This is a genomic window from Mesobacillus sp. ABV4_180, from assembly GCF_056158485.1.
Map to the genome: position 1 here is coordinate 3,567,584 of NZ_JBSWTJ010000001.1, position 19,678 is coordinate 3,587,261.

Genomic DNA, 19,678 nt, shown 5'->3' on the forward strand with positions numbered 1-19,678 from the left:
TTCTTTTAGTGTAATTTTACACTCTTTTCTTTAGAATTCAAAATACTTTTTACTTTTTAGCTAAAAGTTCTATTTTACAAGTAAGAATTACTGCAGAAAAAAGGAATGCAGCGGACTGCATTCCTTTTAGCTCTATTTCAGTTTTTTCCTCTGATCCATGCTGCAATTGCTTGAGCAGGTGCTCTGGATGGAGCAGGATGCACATTTTCCTTCCTTTGATTTTTTGATGAACCGGTAGAAGGACCATGCTGCATATCCGAAAATAATTCCGCCGATTAGAATGTTCGCTAACATAACTTCATCCTCCTTCCCAGATCAGCTAAGACCAAAAAGCTTGCCTCCCTGATAAATGGCTAAAGACAAAAGATAAGCGATCACTAGAGCATATCCTATTGAAAAGGCTGTCCAGCGTTTAGAGCCCGTTTCCTTGTAAATGGTAGCTGTTGTCGCAAGGCATGGGATATAAAGCAGGATGAAAACCATGAAACTGTATGCTGACAGCGGAGTGTAATGAGATGCCATCAATCCTTGCAAGCTTGCTTCATCAGGTACAAAATAAATGATATTCATTGTGGAAATAATGGCCTCTTTCGCCAGGAATCCTGTAAAAAGAGAGGCGCTTGCCTGCCAGGTGCCGAAGCCTATAGGTGCTAATAATGGTGCAATAATACCTCCAAGCCCAGCTAGGTAACTGTCATCCATGCTTACATTCAAACCTTCCGGGCCGGCATAGGCGAGCAGCCAGATCAGGACCGAGCCAGCAAATATAAATGTACCCGCTTTTTTTACGAATCCTTTTCCTTTATCCCACGTGCTCCTCCACAGCGCTCTCGCTTGAGGCAACCTGTAAGGTGGCAGCTCAATTACAAAGAGGGATGTTTCTCCCTTTAATAAGGTTTTTGAGAATACCTTTGCTAGAATGAGCGCGACCACGATTCCGAGCACATACAAACTTAAAACGATAAGAGCTTTATGCTGCAAGAAAAAAGCTCCGACAAATAAAGCATAGACCGGCAGACGGGCTGAACATGACATTAAGGGAGTCAGCAGGATTGTCATCAGTCTCTCCTTTGGTGTTTCGATGGTCCTTGCAGCCATGATGCCTGGCACATTGCAGCCAAAACCTATCATCATTGGGATGAATGCCTTTCCATTCAATCCTACTGATTCCATCAGGCGGTCCATTACGAGAGCGACCCTTGCCATATATCCAGAGTCTTCCAGCAGTGATATGAAGAAAAATAAAATGAAGATCTGCGGGACAAAAAAGAGCACTCCGCCAACTCCGGCAATGATTCCATCAAGAACCAAATCTTTTATAAATGGAGATGTGCCTGCAGATGAAAGCGCAGCAGTAATCCCTGAAGTTATCGGACCAGATAAAAACGAATCCAATATGTCAGATAACGGAAAGCCCAGCCAGTCAAAGGTGAGCATGAACATGATGTACATCAGGAATAGAAAGAGCGGGATACCTATGAATTGATTCGTGACGATCCTATCTACCTTTTCGGTCAAAGGCACTTTTTCACCTTCCATCCTGGTGGCAGATACTGCAACAATCCTCTCTGCTACTTCGCTGCGTTTCTGGTGGATTACCCGGTCTAGCATTTGAGTTTCTCCTGTTTGCTGTGCATGGGATGCAGAAACACTCAGAATCAATGCTTCGATTTCTTCTGGAGGCAGATATTTTTCAAGATAGCTTTTTACATAGGGATTCCCCTCGAACAACTGGAGAGCCAGCCAGCGTGCAGGTTGTTCTGTACGTCCATCCAACATGGTGCCTAGCTTCAGGATGCCCTCTTCAATCGCATTTCCGTAGTATACAAGATTGTTCTTTCTCTTTCCGCTAAAATCGCCTGTTACCATCTCCGCAAGCTCTGTGCAGCCTTTACCGGATCTTGCAACCACCGGAGCAACCCCAACTCCCAGCGCTGCGGCAAGCTTTTCAATATCGATTTGAAGTCCCCTGTTTTTTGCTACGTCAATCATATTTAAACCAATTATGACAGGAGCACCATATTCTAATAGTTGCAAGGTAAGATGAAGGTTTCTCCTTAGCTGGGATGCGTCGAGGATGTTTAGTAATTTTTCAAAGTGTTCATTAAGGAAGAAGTTCGTGACGACACCTTCATCCTTTGAGAGTGGATTAAGAGTATAAACACCAGGAAGGTCAATCAGCTGGCCTTTTCCATTCTTGAACTGCCCGATTTTTTTCTCGACTGTGACGCCGCTCCAGTTGCCTACATATTCATAGGATCCTGTTAAATTATTAAACAATGAAGTTTTACCCGTATTGGGATTACCGATGATCGCAATATTCATCATAACCGCTCCACTTCGATTCTTAGTGCTTCTTTGCGGCGGATCCCGATGCACTGTCCGCAGGATTCAACCATCACAGGACCACCGAATGGCAGGATGCATTTCACACATACTTCAGAACCCTCAGCGATACCCAAATCGAGCAATCTCCTCCTGACAAATTTATCAGCACCTGCAATATTCATGATCCGGCCTTTTTCACCAGTCTTTAATTTTCCCAGCATAGCCATCACCTTTTTTATTTCATAATATTTGTGAAAAAGTAGAAACTTTCTAAATGAGAATGATTCTCTTTATTAAAACAATAATTCCTTACTTTTACTGTGATTTAAGTCACAGAACACCCTTGATTTACATCCACTTAGTGCAAAATCCATACAATTGACATATTTTTAAAAATTGCGCAGGTATAGAATGCAAAAAAAAGAAGAGCCAGTGAGCTCTCCTCGTTTTCTTCCTAGATTGTTTTTTTGCTTACAGGAGTGGATTTAACCATTCTGTAAGGGGCGTAACCAATGACAAGAATGATAATAATTGCGCTTAAAATCATACTTGGAAGCATGTAGGTGCCGTTGTAGATGATCGAATAAAGCCATGCTGGCTGTCCTTCTGGCGCCCATACTCCAAAGAAAATCCAGCCAGAAAAGAAGTGAGCGACGAACCGCAGCATGCTGCCGATCAATGTTCCGGCTAAAACCAGCCCCATCCATTTTTTCTTATAGCCATTTTGGATGCTCCCTTTTATTTGTCCAGCAAAAATGCCAGCCAGCCCAAGAACCGAAAAGGCTACGAGGTAATCGATGATTCCCTGTACTGGATGATAAATTTGCGAGAAGCCAAGGATGAACTGCAAAAGTCCAAGCAGAAGGCCCGTCAAGGCTCCTCCCTTTACTCCCCATCGGAATGCCATAATGAATACAGGTACCATCGCAATCGATACTGAACCGCCCTGCGGCCAGATCCTTGAAAATAAAAATCCTGAAAACAAGTCCAACAAATAAGCCAGAGCGGAAAATACCGCAACTTCCACTAAAAACAACGTCTGCTTTTGCTTCATTTCTATTCCTCCTTCTTTTCAGAATGAGGTCCGTTTTCAACACGCCTTTTCTGCTTCAGAAACAAAAAAAGCAATCTGGGATCGATGCAGGATTCCCGAGATTGCTTTCCTATCGCATCCACATTCCTACGCTAGCATTAACTAACAGGTTCAAAGGGTAAGAACTCGTCCGCTCACTCTCAGCTGCACTTGGCAGCTCCCCTTGTGGTTATTATTTAATTTCTACACTATGAATATACTATTTCTTTTTAAGAATAACAAGCACAAATCTTTTCAGCCCCAAAAGTGGCAATAGTGTCGATTCCCGATTGGCACATCTTAAAAAAATGCGACTTTTGTCATATTTTTAGCTATTCGACTGCTTTCACCGCATCTTCTTAATATTCGACAAAGGGATTTCTCCATTTCCCTCGAATCCTTATACGGAATAGAATAACTGGGGGACTTAATAAAATGCTGCCAATTACGGAGAACCGATTGCTTAGCTTCCTGACTAGTGAAAAAGAAAACCTTATTGCCGACTGGAATGAAAATATATTAGTATCCGAAGATGACCCGTATAAAGAAAAAGTAAGCAAGAACGCCGAAGAAATGTACGCTATCATTCTTTCTGTTTTTTCAAAGTCAAATGAAGAACTGGAGGAACATCTGCAAAAGCTTGCATTCATGGTGGGAGACGAACGGGTGAGGGCGGAAATTAATATTGGCGACTTTGTTTATAATGTTAACTCTGGACGCTCTATCGTTTACAGGCACTTGCATAAATTAAACATGGAGTGGAAAGACCTGCAGGATACGATTGACCGGATTAATTACTGCTTTGACACTTTCCTGTACTACGCTGTTTCTTATTATAATGAACAAAAAAATAAGATTATCGAGGAAAAAAATCAGTTCATCGATTCAACCCATAAGGACAGATTGACATTGCTGGGGCAAATGACTTCAAGCTTCATCCATGAATTCCGCAATCCATTGACCTCCATCCAGGGCTTTATCCAGCTCCTGAGATCGGAACATGAGGATATGAAGTATCTTGACATCATTTCAAGTGAATTGGAACAGCTGAATTTCCGAATATCACAGTTTTTGCTCCTGTCCAAAAAGGAACTCATCGGAAAAGAAAAAGACCTATTCTCATTGAATAAAATGATAGATGAAGTCTTGAATTTCCTGTACCCAAGCATCCTCGACACGAATGTGAGGATTATCAAGGATGTAGCGGATGATATGGACCTGTACGGCTACTCAGACGAAATCCGCCAGGTTCTCATCAATATCATCTTTAATGCAATCGATGTCCTAAGCCAGTATCGCGCCGATCCAAAGATTGAAATTAAAGGATTTTTCGTGAATGACACCCATATAAAAATCGAGATTTCAAACAATGGCCCTGTCATACCAGACCATCTGCTAAAGACGATCTTCGAGCCATTCGTCACCACAAAAACGCTCGGAACCGGACTTGGTTTGTTTGTCTGCAGGGAAATCATCGAAAAGCATAAAGGGATTCTTGCCTGTTCATCGGAACCTGAAAAAACGTCTTTTATTATGCTGCTGCCTCTTACGGGAAATGAGAGTTAGTTCATTTTTTGATCTTCAAATTAATATTGGGCTTGACCGGCCACATAACAAAGACCCAGCTTACCAACAGCTGGGTCTTTTTTGTTTTATTCGGAATACTCCAGTGAACGGTTGTTCGCCACACTTTTGACTTTCGTTTTTTCTGTTCTTACAATATGCTTTTTCTCGGACTCAGCAACGATGACAGCACATGCTGCATCGCCGGTAATATTGACCGCTGTTCGGGCCATATCCAGTAGACGATCGATACCGAGGATTAAGCCGATACCTTCAACTGGAAGCCCGACTGATTGAAGCACCATCGCAAGCATGATCAAGCCGACTCCCGGAACACCTGCGGTCCCAATGCTCGCCAGCACGGCCGTTAATACAACCGTTAATAGCTCACTCATCGAAAGGTCCACACCATATACCTGTGCGATAAAAATGGTCGCAACCCCTTGCATGATTGCTGTCCCATCCATATTGATCGTTGCGCCAAGCGGCTGGACAAAGCTGCTCACTGATTCAGGAACGCGCAGATTCTTTTGTGCGGTTTCCATGGATACAGGGAGTGTGGCGTTACTGCTCGATGTACTGAATGCAACCCCCATCGCTGGAGAGAATTGCTTGAAGAACCAGAACGGATTCTTCTTTCCCAGCAAGTATACACTGGATCCATAAGTGACGAGCGCATGTACAACCAGAGCGAGTACAACGACAAGCATATATACCCCCATCGCTTTGATTGCTTGGATTCCCTGGCTTCCAATTGCCGTTGCAATAAGGCCAAAGGTTCCGTATGGAGCAAATTTCATCACTAGTCCCACTAGATACATCATAATATCATTGCCCTGTTCAATTAGGTGCAATACCCCTTTTGTCTTTTCTCCAAGGGCTGTTAACGCGATTCCAATGAATAAAGCAAACACAATAACTTGCAGCATATTGCCAGTTGTCAGTGCTTCAAACGGGTTTACGGGAATAAGATTTAAGAAAGTTTCGCTTACCGGCGGAGCCTTTTCAGCCTTGAATTCTGCACCGCTTGTATCGAACTGTCCCATCAATCCGGGCTTAATCAAATAGGCCAGAGCAAGACCAATGATAATGGCAATGGCTGTCGTTGCTAAAAAGTAACTTACCGTCTTAAAGCCTATCCTGCCGAGCTTCTTTGGATCCCCTAATCCGGCAGTTCCGAGAATGATCGAAAACAAGACAATCGGCACGACCAGCATACTGATTAAATTGATGAAGGTCTTGCCAAGCGGCGTAAATAGAAATTTATCTAAAATAGAAAACAAATCGGGTGAAAAGATGTTTAAAATCAGTCCTGTCAAGGCACCAAGACCAAGACCAATCAAAATCTTTGTAGTTAATTTCATAATTTTCCTCCCAGATTAAAAAAGTGTAAAAAACATCGTAGTGATTTATTCCCTCATTTCTTTTAGATAAACGCTGAAAATTTTAATGGCTGAAAATACCAGAAGAGGATTTCAGGAGGTTACTATGCTGTCTATAAAGGTTGATTCCGAAATTGAACTGCGGAATTTTGAGCTTCAGGAAGCCGGGGAACTATTCTGGCTGGTGGATTCGAACAGGCACTACTTACGTCAATGGCTGCCCTGGGTTGATTCCATGCGTACTCAAGAACAATTTTATTCAGTAATCCAAATATGGCAGAAAAATTTATATGAAAGGAGTGGCTTTCATTTTGCTATCAAGTACAGAGGAATCCTTGCAGGAACGGTCAGTCTCCATGCAATTGACTGGAATAATTCCATTGCATGCATCGGCTACTATTTATCTAAAAAAATGCAAGGGAGGGGTATAACATCGAGGGCTGTAAAGGCAGTAATCAAACATGCTTTTTTTGATCTGCAGCTTAACCGGATCGAAATACGCTGCGGAAAATACAACCATAAAAGCAGGGCCATTCCGGAAAAAATGGGTTTTATTCAAGAGGGAGTCATACGGGATGGTGAATATTTAAACGGAGCCTTCCATGATTTGATTGTTTACGGCCTTCTTGCAAGAGAGTGGGGATGATTGCATCCAGCATGCCCCAATAAGCAGTTGCTGATCATCTTACCTGCAGTGAATTGAGAGTGATACGAACTGCTAACTACGTGATGCACTTTAACGTTGAGCCTACTTCTCACCGGGCAGAAAAATGGTGAATGTTGTTCCTTCAGAACTAGAATCAACCTTTATTTTGCCTCCATGCTCCTGAATGATCTTATAGCAAATCATCAATCCGAGGCCGTTGCCATTTTCTTTCGTGGTGAAAAATGGTTTGCCGATCTTGTCCAAATCTTCTGCGGGAATCCCTTTTCCTGTATCAGCAATGGTGATTACCAGGTCATTCTCCACCCTTTTTAGTCCAACCGTAATTTCACCTGGAAAATCCATCGCGTCGATGGCATTCATCAGCAAATTAACAAAAACCTGCTTGATTTTATTCCCATCACAAAGAAACCTTCCATCCTCCAGACTTGAATGTTTGGAAATGTCGATACATTTCTTCGCTGCCTCTGCCATCAGCAAAGTGATTGCGTGATCAGCCAAATCATTGATGTCGAATGAATCTAAGTCAGACTTATGCGGCTTTGCCATAAGCATCAGTTCCTTTGAGACTGACTCCATCCGTTTGATTTCCTCTTCCATGATCGCTAAATAACCATGGTTCAATTCGTGCCCTGACTTCATAAGCTGGATGAAACCTTTAAGGCTCGTCAAAGGATTTTTAATTTCATGTGCGATACCGGCAGCCAATTGGCCAACTACATTGAGTTTTTCATATTCCAGGATGAAATGTTCAGCTTTGATTTTCGCAGAAACATCGCTAGTTACTGAAATCAATTCGAATGGTTGATTCGTATCTGGATGCCGAATGATTGAGATTTGCGAACTAACCCATATGTAAACTCCATCTTTTCGCTTGAGACGATAAGTAAGGCAGCAAATTTCCTCTCCTGCAGGCATAGCAATATTCGCTATTCGTTTATAGTCCTCTCCGTGAACGAATAATGTGTAAAGTCTGCCTACCAATTCTGCAGGTTCATAACCGAGCATAGAGGTGACAGAAGGCGAAACATACTTAATAAGCCCTTCTGGAGTACGCTTGCAAATAAAATCCATGGAAGGTTCGACCCATATTTTCTCACCAGTCATCTCCAAATTATTCAATTTACCTTGCAAGCTGGACAAAAGTATACTCATAGACAGCCTCCCTTTTTTAAAATTTTACAGAACATTATAATTGTTTTCAATTAATACTGTTAAAAAGAAGATAATAAGGTTGATTTTTCCATTGGGAAATTTTTTCGGCACATGAATTAAGTTATTTGTTAAAATCAGAATTTTCCAATATAATTAGTCATACACTTCATACTTTATGTGAAAGATTCATACATTATCATTAAACCGTATTAATCTCACCTAACCATTTCACAATATGGTATAATTAATTTTAAATTAAAAAAGCTGAGGTGGTATGATGGGGCAATCTATCGTATCAAGAATGTAACAGCACCAGCTGCGGACTCAACAGCATAACAGGAATTTGGACCCTGGCTGCCAAAGCCGCACGGAACGGGTCTGTTATACTTCTTGGAAAAAATATAATTCAGAAAATTAGAGCCTGCGATAGCAAGGCGCAATTCACAGTTTATTGGGAGGTGACTCCTTACCCGTAAATTCACGGGATAAGGGAACTTATTTGGACATATTTAACTTGGTTTGGATAGCCATTTTAATTGCTTTAACGGCATTTTTTGTCGTATCAGAATTTGCGATTGTTAAAGTGAGAAGTTCCAGAATTGATCAATTAATAGAAGAAGGCAGCAAAAAAGCTTTGCTGGCAAAAAAGGTAACGTCAAATCTGGATGAATATCTTTCTGCCTGCCAGCTTGGGATCACGATTACTGCCCTGGGGATAGGCTGGCTGGGAGAGCCAACGATTGCTTCGATGCTAAGGCCGGTCCTTCACAGTATGGAAATCCCGGAATCCTTCGGCCATATTCTGTCTGTAGGTATCGCATTTGCCATCATCACTTTCCTGCATGTGGTAATCGGTGAATTGGCACCGAAGACATTAGCAATCCAGAAAGCAGAATGGGTGTCGCTTAATACTGCAGGTCCACTGATCATGTTCTATAAGATCATGTATCCGTTTATCTGGTTATTGAACGGTTCAGCCCGTATTGCTACAGGACTTGTTGGCCTTAAGCCTGCTTCTGAACATGATCTCGCACATTCTGAAGAAGAACTTCGCATTATCCTGTCTGAGAGCTTAAAAAGTGGTGAAATCAACCAGTCAGAGTTTAAGTATGTAAATAAAATCTTCGAATTTGACAACCGGATCGCCAAAGAAATCATGGTACCCCGTACGGAAATTATTTCACTGTCAAAAGAGGATACTCTGGAAACTTTTCTCCAGGTTGTAAAGGAAGAAAAATTCACACGCTATCCGATCATTGATGGCGACAAGGACCATATCGTCGGCCTGGCCAACATTAAAGAAGTCATGACTGATTTAATAGATGAGCAAGGGCGCAGCAAAAAAACGATAGATTCATATATTCGCCCAATTATTCGGGTAATCGACAGTATTCCAATCCACGATTTGCTTGTGAAAATGCAAAAGGAACGAATCCACATGGCAATCCTTATGGATGAGTATGGCGGAACTTCCGGTTTAGTGACGGTTGAGGATATACTTGAAGAGATTGTCGGTGAGATCCGTGATGAGTTTGATATGGATGAGGTTCCGATGATCCGCAAGATAAAGGAAAGCCACTATATCATCGATGCCAAGGTGCTGGTGAGCGAGGTTAACGACCTCCTTGGAGTTGATATCAATGATGAGGATGTTGATACAATCGGAGGCTGGATGCTTACAGAAAACTACGAAGTGAAGCAGGGCGACATCGTCAGTTTCGGTGCTTACCATTTTAAGATCATCGAAATGGAAGATCACCATATCAAATATATTGAAGTGACGAAACAACCCGAAACAGAAAAACCAGCCGAAAATTTTTTCCTTAATAAAACAGAAGTACTATCATAAGAAAAGCGCAAGCGCCTTGGTCAGCCCCGACAAGCGTTGGAGGGCCGACCGGCAAAGTCGTTGTTTGACTTCATTGGCAGGACCGAAGCGTCTCGAGGAGTTAGGAGCCGCAGCTAGACAATCGACTCGAGGCGCTAGGCGCTGAAGCTGGACAATTCTCGAAGTGAAAATTGTACTTTCTTATCTCATAAAAAAAACCCGGCAGTGATGACTCTGCCGGGTTTTCGTTTATAGCTTCCAGTTTTGGACGTCATCTGCTTCTATGATCCCCATTACTACATCGTCCACATCCGGATCTGTCAGTACCTTATCCCTGACCCTAAACTTTATGTCATCTGCATCAGCCAATGTCAGCCCTTTTCGGAGTTCCAGATAACTTTCCACATGATACTGCCTGCCCTCCTGGACGATCCTTAGCGTATTGATATCAATGACATCCGGATCAGACAGAATGAGCCTGGCGATCCTGTCTTCAACTACCTTTGGTGCAGCGACTCCAATAAGGCCTACGGTATTTTCATAGCCAATCTTCAACGCAATTCCAATCAGCAGTATACCAATCAGCAATGTCCCAATCCCATCAAGCAAGTAAAATCCAGTCACATGCGCCATAACGATTGAGAATAGCGCCAGTAACGCACCGAATGTTGCAATCAAGTCTTCGTAAAAAACGAGTCTCGTTGGTGGTGAAGCGAGACTGACATTTTTGAAAGCGTTGGAAACAATTCCGAATCCCTTTGCTTCGCTTCTTGTCTCATGCGCAATTTCTTTCATCGCTTTCACCAGAATGCCTCCGTCGACAAGTACTGCCAACAACATGATGATGACATTCAGCCATAAATTACTTGATGCTTTAGGATGCTGGATCAATTCCCATCCTTTAAGGACTGTTTCATATGCCATAATCGAGATGATGATGACCGCAACAAGCACAAACAAATTAACAACCCGGCCGAAACCAGTCGGAAACCGCTTTGTCGCTTCTTTCTCCGATATCGCACTGCCGATAAAAACAAAGAATTGGTTTAAGGCATCCGCAACCGAGTGGAGCGTCGTGGCAAGCATCGTCCCGCTTCCACTGATGCCAGCGGCGACCCCTTTCACGATCGCAAGGAATGTATTTCCCAGGGCAGCAATCCCCGAAGACTTATTTCCTCTTTTAAAAAATTCTACCATTGATGACATTCCTTCACCCGCTTTACTTTTTTTCATATTTGATAATGTCCTTTTTACTTTTTCACATAATCGGATAGTTTAAACCTTTAAGTGGGATTAGCCTTCAATAAAAAAAAGAGACTGCATTGAGCAATCCCTGTTCATACCATTATTTATCCTGCTGCACCATCAGGATTTCTTCCTCTACTCTGCCAAGTTTCAGCAAATGAGAATCCAGGCGTTTGTGAATAGTGATGAACTCTGCGTTGTTTTTCAATTCTGCCTTTGTCACTAATTCTTTCAGCATACTTTCAATCTTGGCACTTTGCAATTCTTCCATGCGTTCAAGTGCGTCTTTAATATCGGTTATATCAATCTGGTTAGATGTTACGCGATGTTCAATGCTGTCCACTTTTTCCAAGCGGTCTAGTCTTTTTTCAATACCTTCTACCCTTTTATGCAATGAATCAATCGAATTCCCAATCCCTTTTAATAAAAGAATGATCTCAGATTGATTTCCTTCCATATTCATCATGCTCCCCTTTATCTGGCTTAATGCCATTTTATCATTATTAAACTTATTGATATGTTACAAAACTGGGAACAAATGCGAGAGTTGTTCTCATTTTCGCCATATTAAAAGGGTCAATCAATCTCCAAATCCTTTAGCACTTTTTTAGCGTTCAGTTTCGACATATTCAAGGAATTCCAGTTCTCCTCAGCATACAAAATGTCCTGTTTCCTTTGCTTCAGGAGTTCTGACAAACCTGGATGGCCTGGATTGAGCTTATATAATTCTACCAGTCCCACCACTCCATCATATGAAAGTGAATTCAAATAATAGATGTCAATCTTTCCTGTTTCCTGGTAGCGCTGCAGGTTTTGTTCCACCACAAAACGGTCGAGCTGAACGATATTAATTACCGTATAAAAGATGATTGCCGACATGATGTAGAAACGAATAAGCGATAGTCTTTTCAGCCAGATCCTCATGAAGGAATAGACCAAAATCACAAGGAGGAAAATCATGAAGGAATGTGCAAGAACCCTGTCAAAAGTAAATCCGTATGCCTCTTCATACATCAGCAGCCTTATGAAAGCTGAGTACAGCATCACTCCACTGAAGAAAACGAGAAGTGACAGCAGGCCGCGGACAGCCATAGTGATCATTCTCGAACCCTGTTCAACGAATGAAACGACAGTGGAAATGATCAATAAATTCAACATCGTGACAAACAGTAGTTCAAAGAATCCCCTGCGCGCGAATTCAGCGTATGTATAGCCATCGTGCAATGACTCACTGAAAAAATATTTAAACTGGACAACAACAAAAAGAAGGTAAACGATGTTCAATAAAATCAGTACGGTCAAACTGACTACACTATCCCAGGACACTTTTTCTTTAACATCTTGCGCTATATCAGGTATTGCCTGCTTTTTCCTTAATACTTGCAATACTCCAAAGATGACTAATGTATAAATGACGATTGCAATTGTCCTGAATACTTCCTCTTCAATCCTCAATCCAGATAACCAGCGCGGTAGTGTGCCAAGCATCGCTCCAAATTGCTGATCAGCAGAGACCAGCAGATTGATGATGACGAATAATAGCGGAAATGAAATCGCGACGCCAATCAAAACCTTTCTAACTGTGGCGCTCTTTTTTTCATCGACTCCCCTGAATGCCAGCTTAGGACCTTGCATGATGAATCTTGAAACATAAACAATCGCGGCACCCACAATGCTAAAAAGTTTCTGGACGAACGGCCATCTATGCCACTGGTTGTGCAGCGGATACGTAACAAGCACGAGTTGAACAAAAACCATTGCGGGAATTACAAGAATGTTCAGCATATAAAATATCATATTAGATCTTAACCAAAAACTTGCTGCAAGCAGCCAAACGGAAGCAATCATCAATACGCCCATTCTTTTATTAGTGAAGGGGAACGTGCGAAATCTCCAGAAAAATACAACGTAAAAACTGGTAACAAATACAAGATACGAAACTCCTATGATTCCATGCAGAAAAGATCTTTCAGCCAATAACCCCAGAGCCAGACAAACGATGAAAAATGTCCAGTCTTCCTTTTTTAATTTAAATTCCACAATTGCACTCTCCTTTTATACATCGTATTACTAGGTACATTTTCAAAAAAAGACATAGCAATACCCTGTATCTCTACATACATAGAAAATCTATGTATTATTGCAAAAAAATTAAACTGAAGCTTTCTTTCCCAATCTATATCCAGCCCAGCAAATTGGATATAAAAGAGCTGTGAACAGGATGCAGATAAAGATAAATACAGGACTCAATAATGGCTGGAACCAACCACGCGGAATGATATTGAACAAAGTCAGGTTCATTAAGATGATATTGGGCAAGATGGAAAGAACGAACGTCTTTTTCATCAGGCTCCTTCCTTTGTGGCCAAACCCTTTGCCAATCTCATATCCAAGCAATGCCCAGAATATGAGATAAAGCATGATGATCACAGCAGGAATGGATGTCAGGCTTCTCCATGCAAAATCAATTAAAGGAAAATCAAAAAGGTTATGTACCAATGTCAAGATGGATCCTCCAGCAAAGAAAATCAGATTCACCAAAATGAACAGCCATTGTGTTTTCCCTGGAGTCAGAGATAATTCTTCGCGCCAGCTCGCCGCTATTTCCTCCGGAGTCCCGAGCCTCGTGTACAGCTCCGACATGATATCCTTTTCATCACTGGTGATAAGCTCTTCCAGCATCTCTGCTAGATGGCTGTCGTATTCAGCTATTATTTGTTCTCTTTCAGGGTGTTTCCCCAATTGCCTGCCAAGCTGGCTGAGGAATTCAGTTTTAAATTGGATCATTTTCCGATCTCCTGATCACTTTGTTCATGACATTTACAAATTGCTGCCATTCTTTTGTTTTCTCTACTAGGACAGCTCTTCCTTCATCAGTAATCCGATAATACTTCCTTGCCGGACCCTTTTCCTGCTCCTGCCAGTAAAACTCGATATATTCCTGTTTTTCAAGTTTATGGAGCGCCGGATACAGAGTCCCTTCCTTAACCTGCAAGCTATGGTCGCTTCGTTTATCAAGTTCTTTTACAAGCTCATAGCCATACATATTCCGTTCATTGAGCAATTGGAGCAGTACAAGTGATGTGCTCCCTTTTAGAAGTTCACGATTAAACACTTCATCACCTACCTAGAATAAAAAGGTATCTATTTGAATCATAATTTAAGCAGGTAAATTTTGCAAATGAATTTTTCCAAATAAATGAACCACATTTGTCTTTCGGGCACAGAACTCCTTTTACTGTGCCCGCACTTCAGAGTTATTAGTTGCTTCCAGATGTAGCCTTCAATCCAATGATGCCAATCAAAATGAATGCTACAAACATCAACCTTAGCATGTTTCGCGGCTCTCCAAAGAGAACGATGCCGAGAATGACAGCTCCTGCAGCTCCAATACCAGTCCAAATCGCATATGCAGTGCCGATTGGCAGTGTCTTGACGGCCATCGACAGAAAATAAAAACTTATTGCCATTCCAGCTATGGTAATCAAGGATGGCACTGCTTTGGTAAACCCATCTGTATACTTTAGCCCTATAGCCCATACAATTTCAAAAATCCCTGCTATGACTAAAAAGATCCAAGCCATATAATCATGCTCCTTTCACAAGAAAAGCGCAAGCGCCTTGGTCAGCCCCGACAAGCGCTGGAGGGCTGCCCGGTGAAATCGTTCTTTGACTTCATCGGGCGGACCGAAGCGACTCGAGGGGCTAGGCGCTGGAGCTAGACATTTCTCGAAGTGAATTTTTATTTTCTAATCTAATAAAACCCGGGAGATATCAACAGATATCTCCCGGGTTTTTATCCCTCCGTGTACACAGGTGTTCCTGTGCGTCCTCTCTCGGACCAGGCCAGCGAGCTGCGGAACCCTAGAGGACTTTTTAATAATAGGAATAGTAACATAATCAAAACCTGCAGTCAACGCAGGTTCATTCCATTGCCTGGAGTTCCTTGCTCATCATCATTTCATATTCTTCTGATGGCAAAGGCGGAGAGTAGAAATAGCCCTGGACTTCTACACAGCCGAGCGACTTCAGCAGGTCGATCTGAGATTCTGTTTCTACACCTTCTGCAATGACCTTCAGTTTCAAATTGTTTGCCATAGAAACAATCGTTGAGATAATTTCACGATTTTCCTGCGAATGGGAAATGAAGCTTTGATCGATTTTAAGGCGGTCAACAGAGAGTTTGCTTAGGTAGCTCAATGAGCTATACCCTGTACCGAAATCATCAATGCTGACTTCGATGCCGATTTCTCTCAGTGACTGCAACTGGGCATTTATACTGTCTTCCTTTTTAATCATGATGCTCTCTGTTACTTCAATTTCAATTAATTCTCCATAAAGACTATATTCTTTAAGAGTATGCTCCATGAATTTTACGAAATCTTCCTGATAAAAATGGATGATCGATATATTGATTGAAGTACGCGGAACATCGTACCCATTTTTCCGCCATTCAACAAGCTGCTCAAACACCTGCCTGATAATCAATCTTTCAAGCGGGACAATCAGATTGGCTTCCTCGGCAATAGGAATGAATATTCCTGGAGGAATCATCCCGTGACGAGGATGGTTCCATCTAGCCAGGGCCTCCGCACCGGTAATTTCATTTGTTGCTGCGTTATATTTTGGCTGATAAAAAACAGTAAGCAGTCCATTATTGATGGCGTTCCGCAAATCATTCTCCAGTTCGAACTTATTTAGATCCTGGTCCACCATGCTTACATCAAAAAATTGAAAGTGATTCGCTCCGTTTTCTTTCGCTTTGTACATCGCCATATCTGCATATTTCAATAGCAATTCGAGATCATTTGTATCTTCCGGGAAATTGGAAATACCGATGCTTGCAGTAATCAGGAACTCCATTCCTTCAGCAAAAATCGGAGTCTGGAATGCTCTTACTACAGTGTTGGCGATATCTCCAGGCATGTTTCCGCCAGGAGCGAGTATGGCAAATTCATCTCCGCCAATTCTTGAAACAAGGCATTCTTCCGGAACAACCTCTGAAAGCTTCTTGCCAATTTGGATTAAGATCTTATCGCCAAACGCATGTCCAAACGTATCATTGATTCTTTTAAATCGGTCAAAATCAAGGTAGATTAATGAGAATTTCTGGTCCTCAATGAAAAGGGCAGCCATCTTTTTCTCCAGATTGCGCCTGTTGGGCAAATTGGTCAGTTCGTCATGATAAGCGAGATATTTGATCAGCTTATCCGCCTTTTTCTGCTCTGTTATGTCCCTGACAATGCCAAAAACTCCGACCGTGGAATTTTTGACGATGATTCTTACAGCCGTGATTCTCACGTCTGCGAACGTTTCGTCGGCCCTCTTCAGTGCTGTTTCAATTACTTTCGTTTCTCCCGTCAAGACCTTCATGAAATACGTTCTTAGCTTCTTTTCTTCCTCTGTGCCGCCAATCAGTTCGTTAAAATGGATGCCTGCCAGCTCATTTGCGGTGTATCCTGTTAGTTCAACGGCTTCTTTATTGACGCTTAAAATGAATCCTCTCATATCAACCCTGAATACTGAATCGGGATTATGGCTGAACAGGGATAAGTGGGATTGAACACTTTTCATGATCAATTTTTCACCAAACAGATCGGGCACGAGTATGAATAATAAATTCGCAGCAGCCATGAAAATGAATGGAGCAAGATAAGATCCATTCCCCTCCTCTTGAGGTGCCACTATCATCGAGGTCAGGACGATATAGGGAATACCGGCCATTGCTGTGCCGCCAAAAACACAGCCAGCATATTTATACTTTTTGATGAACTCATATATATCCTCATTCGTAATTTGCATCAAAAATCTCAACAACGAAAAAGATGTAACCGATACCATTAAAAAGGATAAAACAGCAGGCAAAGGTTGAATATCAATTGCTTCCGAAAAGATAATGTAAAATGCCGCGAAATCAGCAGACATGATACTTACAGCGATTAATATGCTGGTGAGTATGTACTGTGAAGTATTGGCAATATCCCTTTGTGCCAAGCTGAGTGATAAGTATGACCCAACCGCACATATGCCAAAAAAGACAAGAAAGTATAGATAATAATTGCTCGTAGAAAATGGTATGCCTGCCGAAATGATGACAAAAAGATGGGTGAGCCAAAATGTGAAGGCTAGCACCACCGAATAGGCAGCCATTTTCCGTCTCTTTCGATCAATTGTTTTCTTTATTTGCCTGCTGAATTCAACCGCCATAATCGATGAGATAATCGAAAAAACAACAGTTAAAGCTATGTTATTAAAGTCAAATATGTACATATGGGGAATATCCATCCTGCCCCTCGCTTCTATGGTTTTTCATGGAAAAATATCCTGGTATTTCTACTATTATACAATAATCTTGTTCGAGATTGATGAATTCTCGGAATATCATACCAATAAGTTAAGGATGAAGTGCTGTCTTTGATTGTTCACTATCATTTATATCGACATAAATTGACGAGAATTTAGTTTCTGCAAAAGCACAGCATTGAATTTACTGGTTCGCCAATGGACTTATAACCAATCCAATGCAAAAGAAAAACAGCACCGAAATGCGATGCTGATTTTTGTAAAGACTTTTTCTGCGTTTATATTTTATTAATAGGCTGTGTAATAACTTATTGTTGTGTTTAAGTCCTGTTGATTGGTGTGGAAGGCGCGCAGACTCCTCCGAAAATGCTAACGCATTTCCATCGTGCGTGGGCGGATTCAAAGAAGCAAAATCAATGTCCTGCGGGATCAGCTGGACAGGTGAGACCCCGCAGGAGCTTGCGACGAGGAGGCTCAGCGCCAGCCCCGCGGAAAGCGAAGCGCCTGGAACGGAAATCAACAGTCTAATTTAACACAGCCTATTAAAAAAGAATACTCATTAAATAGAAGCCCAGGAGCATAAAAATCAGGAAGATGATTGCAGTAGAAATCTTTATAAGCTTATTGGCTGAAGCAAATGTCTGGCTGTTAATATTTTTACGGACCGCAAAATAATGCATAGTGGCAAAAAACAGAATGACCAATCCCACCAGCAATGAAAAAATGCTGACAAAAACAGCAACTGTATCTGCCAACTGACTTACCGATTTTATATTATTAAAATGGAGGCTTGAAGCCAAGAATCCGATTCCAATTATGGCAATTGAGGTCCTGACCCAGGCCAAATACGTCCGCTCGTTCGCAAGATGCTGCTGAATATACTTAGATTCAAGGGTTTTATCCTCTTCCATCCCCATCACTCACTTTCTTAGCTCTTCCGCAACAATAGTTTATCATCCATTTATGGCATTTGCCTTTTGTATTCTCAATATACAGGACATGCCAGCCTTCATTGAATGGCTGGCATGTTCTATTATATGATTTTATCTCAAGTTTTAATTACATGGCCCATGAGCGCACGGACACCCATGGTCTTCCCCTTCAACCTGCAGCGTGCTATGGTCGATGCCGAACCTGTCGTGCAGCAGCTTCTGTGCCTGTTGGAGAACATCGTCATGCGCCCCATCACCCGCAACGGCTATATGCCCGCTCAGCATAAAAACACCAGAAGTAATTGACCACACGTGAACATCATGGACATCCCTTACCTGAGGAATATTCAAAAGTGCGTCCTTCACATCATCCACTTTAATCTGTTCCGGTGTACCTTCCATCAATACATGGAAGGAATCCTTCGTCACTCTCCAGCCGCTGATGATAATTAAAATGGCGACTGCTACACTGGCAATCGGGTCTGCCAGGCCCCAGCCGAAGAAGTAGATCAATAATGCTGCGGTTATCGCTCCGACTGAACCAAGCATATCACCGAGCACATGAAGAAATGCACTTCTCACATTCAGGTTTTCGTCCTTGTCACCACGCATCAGGATCCACGCTGCAATGATGTTGACAATCAGGCCAATCACTGAAATCGTCAGCATTCCGAGGCTTTGGACTTCCGGCGGGTCTGTAAAACGGTGGTAAGCTTCTACGAAAATATAAATCGAAATGATGATCAATGTAAGCCCATTGAGTGCAGCAGCAATGATTTCAAATCTCTTATATCCGAATGTCTTGGACAATGTGGCTTTCCTTTCGCCAAGCTTCATGGCGAACAAACTCAAACCCAGTGCCGCTGCATCACTGAGCATGTGTCCCGCATCTGAAAGGAGTGCGAGGCTGTTTGTAAGAAAACCTCCGATTACCTCGACCACCATAAAAGTAGCGATTAAAAGAAATGATAAAAATAACGCCTTCTTATTGCTTGTATGGCTATGGCTATGACCGTGACCATGGCTGTGGCCATGTCCGTGTGAATGATGGTGCCCCATATGTCTCGCCTCTCTTCTTTTCTTTATATATGAATATATGTTCATATATAATTATGACTTAATGGTGCAAAAGGTTCAATCAATTTTTCAATTAAAGCTTGCCTCTTTTTTTACATACCTTATTATTGTGATTTTTACACATTAAAA

18 protein-coding genes and 2 riboswitches are annotated in these 19,678 nt (G+C 42.0%); of the genes, 3 read left to right on the forward strand and 15 right to left on the reverse strand.

Going from position 1 to position 19,678, the window contains the following annotated elements:
- Positions 1-132: 132 nt before the first annotated feature.
- The 4 genes from ACXAEA_RS18245 to thiT all read right to left on the reverse strand — a co-directional run bounded on the left by ACXAEA_RS18245 (position 133) and on the right by thiT (position 3,382).
- The gene (locus ACXAEA_RS18245) at positions 133-294 is read right to left on the reverse strand and encodes a FeoB-associated Cys-rich membrane protein (protein WP_475097280.1); all 162 of its coding nucleotides are present in this window, start codon (positions 292-294) and stop codon (positions 133-135) included.
- Between the two features lie 21 nt (positions 295-315).
- Positions 316-2,328, reverse strand: coding sequence for a ferrous iron transport protein B (gene feoB, locus ACXAEA_RS18250; RefSeq protein ID WP_475097281.1), 2,013 nt, complete (start codon positions 2,326-2,328; stop codon positions 316-318).
- Positions 2,325-2,549 (reverse strand): FeoA family protein, encoded by a 225-nt coding sequence (locus ACXAEA_RS18255; protein WP_475097282.1) that lies wholly within the window; start codon positions 2,547-2,549, stop codon positions 2,325-2,327. Before ACXAEA_RS18255 ends, feoB begins: the two co-directional genes overlap by 4 nt.
- A 233-nt stretch (positions 2,550-2,782) precedes the next feature.
- A complete protein-coding gene (gene thiT, locus ACXAEA_RS18260; RefSeq protein ID WP_475097283.1) occupies positions 2,783-3,382 on the reverse strand; it encodes an energy-coupled thiamine transporter ThiT in 600 nt (199 codons plus the stop codon).
- A 106-nt stretch (positions 3,383-3,488) separates the two neighbouring features.
- Positions 3,489-3,595: riboswitch (TPP riboswitch) on the reverse strand.
- Between the two features lie 240 nt (positions 3,596-3,835).
- Here thiT and ACXAEA_RS18265 point away from each other — a divergent pair.
- Entirely contained in the window at positions 3,836-4,966 is a 1,131-nt protein-coding gene (locus tag ACXAEA_RS18265) for a histidine kinase N-terminal domain-containing protein (protein WP_475097284.1), read from the forward strand.
- 86 nt (positions 4,967-5,052) lie between these two features.
- On the opposite strand, the gene ACXAEA_RS18270 is transcribed toward ACXAEA_RS18265, so the two are convergent.
- Positions 5,053-6,327: a dicarboxylate/amino acid:cation symporter gene (locus tag ACXAEA_RS18270; RefSeq protein WP_475097285.1), complete on the reverse strand. Its 1,275-nt coding sequence runs from the start codon at positions 6,325-6,327 to the stop codon at positions 5,053-5,055.
- Between the two features lie 124 nt (positions 6,328-6,451).
- Between ACXAEA_RS18270 and ACXAEA_RS18275 the strand changes: the two genes are divergently transcribed.
- Positions 6,452-6,991, forward strand: a complete 540-nt coding sequence (locus tag ACXAEA_RS18275; protein ID WP_475097286.1) for a GNAT family N-acetyltransferase — start codon at positions 6,452-6,454, stop codon at positions 6,989-6,991.
- A gap of 102 nt (positions 6,992-7,093) precedes the next feature.
- On the opposite strand, the gene ACXAEA_RS18280 is transcribed toward ACXAEA_RS18275, so the two are convergent.
- A complete protein-coding gene (locus ACXAEA_RS18280; protein WP_475097287.1) occupies positions 7,094-8,164 on the reverse strand; it encodes an ATP-binding protein in 1,071 nt (356 codons plus the stop codon).
- 499 nt (positions 8,165-8,663) lie between these two features.
- Here ACXAEA_RS18280 and ACXAEA_RS18285 point away from each other — a divergent pair, with 499 nt between their 5' ends.
- Entirely contained in the window at positions 8,664-10,013 is a 1,350-nt protein-coding gene (locus ACXAEA_RS18285; RefSeq protein ID WP_475097288.1) for a hemolysin family protein, read from the forward strand.
- Positions 10,014-10,241: 228 nt separating this feature from the next.
- Here ACXAEA_RS18285 and ACXAEA_RS18290 read toward each other — a convergent pair whose 3' ends face one another.
- From ACXAEA_RS18290 to ACXAEA_RS18330, 9 genes are all read right to left on the reverse strand, one after another.
- A complete protein-coding gene (locus ACXAEA_RS18290; protein ID WP_475097289.1) occupies positions 10,242-11,198 on the reverse strand; it encodes a cation diffusion facilitator family transporter in 957 nt (318 codons plus the stop codon).
- Positions 11,199-11,337: 139 nt separating this feature from the next.
- The gene (locus ACXAEA_RS18295; RefSeq protein WP_475097290.1) at positions 11,338-11,694 is read right to left on the reverse strand and encodes a hypothetical protein; all 357 of its coding nucleotides are present in this window, start codon (positions 11,692-11,694) and stop codon (positions 11,338-11,340) included.
- A gap of 119 nt (positions 11,695-11,813) precedes the next feature.
- The gene (locus tag ACXAEA_RS18300; protein WP_475097291.1) at positions 11,814-13,277 is read right to left on the reverse strand and encodes a DUF4153 domain-containing protein; all 1,464 of its coding nucleotides are present in this window, start codon (positions 13,275-13,277) and stop codon (positions 11,814-11,816) included.
- A 111-nt stretch (positions 13,278-13,388) separates the two neighbouring features.
- A complete protein-coding gene (locus ACXAEA_RS18305) occupies positions 13,389-14,024 on the reverse strand; it encodes an HAAS signaling domain-containing protein (protein ID WP_475097292.1) in 636 nt (211 codons plus the stop codon).
- Complete coding sequence (locus ACXAEA_RS18310) at positions 14,011-14,352, reverse strand: PadR family transcriptional regulator (protein ID WP_475097293.1); 342 nt, start codon at positions 14,350-14,352, stop codon at positions 14,011-14,013. Before ACXAEA_RS18310 ends, ACXAEA_RS18305 begins: the two co-directional genes overlap by 14 nt.
- A gap of 145 nt (positions 14,353-14,497) precedes the next feature.
- On the reverse strand, positions 14,498-14,821 hold the full coding sequence (gene sugE / locus ACXAEA_RS18315) for a quaternary ammonium compound efflux SMR transporter SugE (protein WP_475097294.1): 324 nt from the start codon (positions 14,819-14,821) through the stop codon (positions 14,498-14,500).
- A 199-nt stretch (positions 14,822-15,020) separates the two neighbouring features.
- Positions 15,021-15,116, reverse strand: a riboswitch (guanidine-I (ykkC/yxkD leader).
- Between the two features lie 45 nt (positions 15,117-15,161).
- Positions 15,162-17,522 carry an EAL domain-containing protein gene (locus ACXAEA_RS18320; protein WP_475097295.1) on the reverse strand — a complete coding sequence of 787 codons (2,361 nt, stop codon included), beginning with the start codon at positions 17,520-17,522 and terminating at the stop codon, positions 15,162-15,164.
- 560 nt (positions 17,523-18,082) lie between these two features.
- Complete coding sequence (locus ACXAEA_RS18325) at positions 18,083-18,451, reverse strand: YidH family protein (RefSeq protein WP_475097296.1); 369 nt, start codon at positions 18,449-18,451, stop codon at positions 18,083-18,085.
- Between the two features lie 144 nt (positions 18,452-18,595).
- On the reverse strand, positions 18,596-19,531 hold the full coding sequence (locus ACXAEA_RS18330) for a cation diffusion facilitator family transporter (RefSeq protein WP_475097297.1): 936 nt from the start codon (positions 19,529-19,531) through the stop codon (positions 18,596-18,598).
- Positions 19,532-19,678 lie beyond the last annotated feature (147 nt).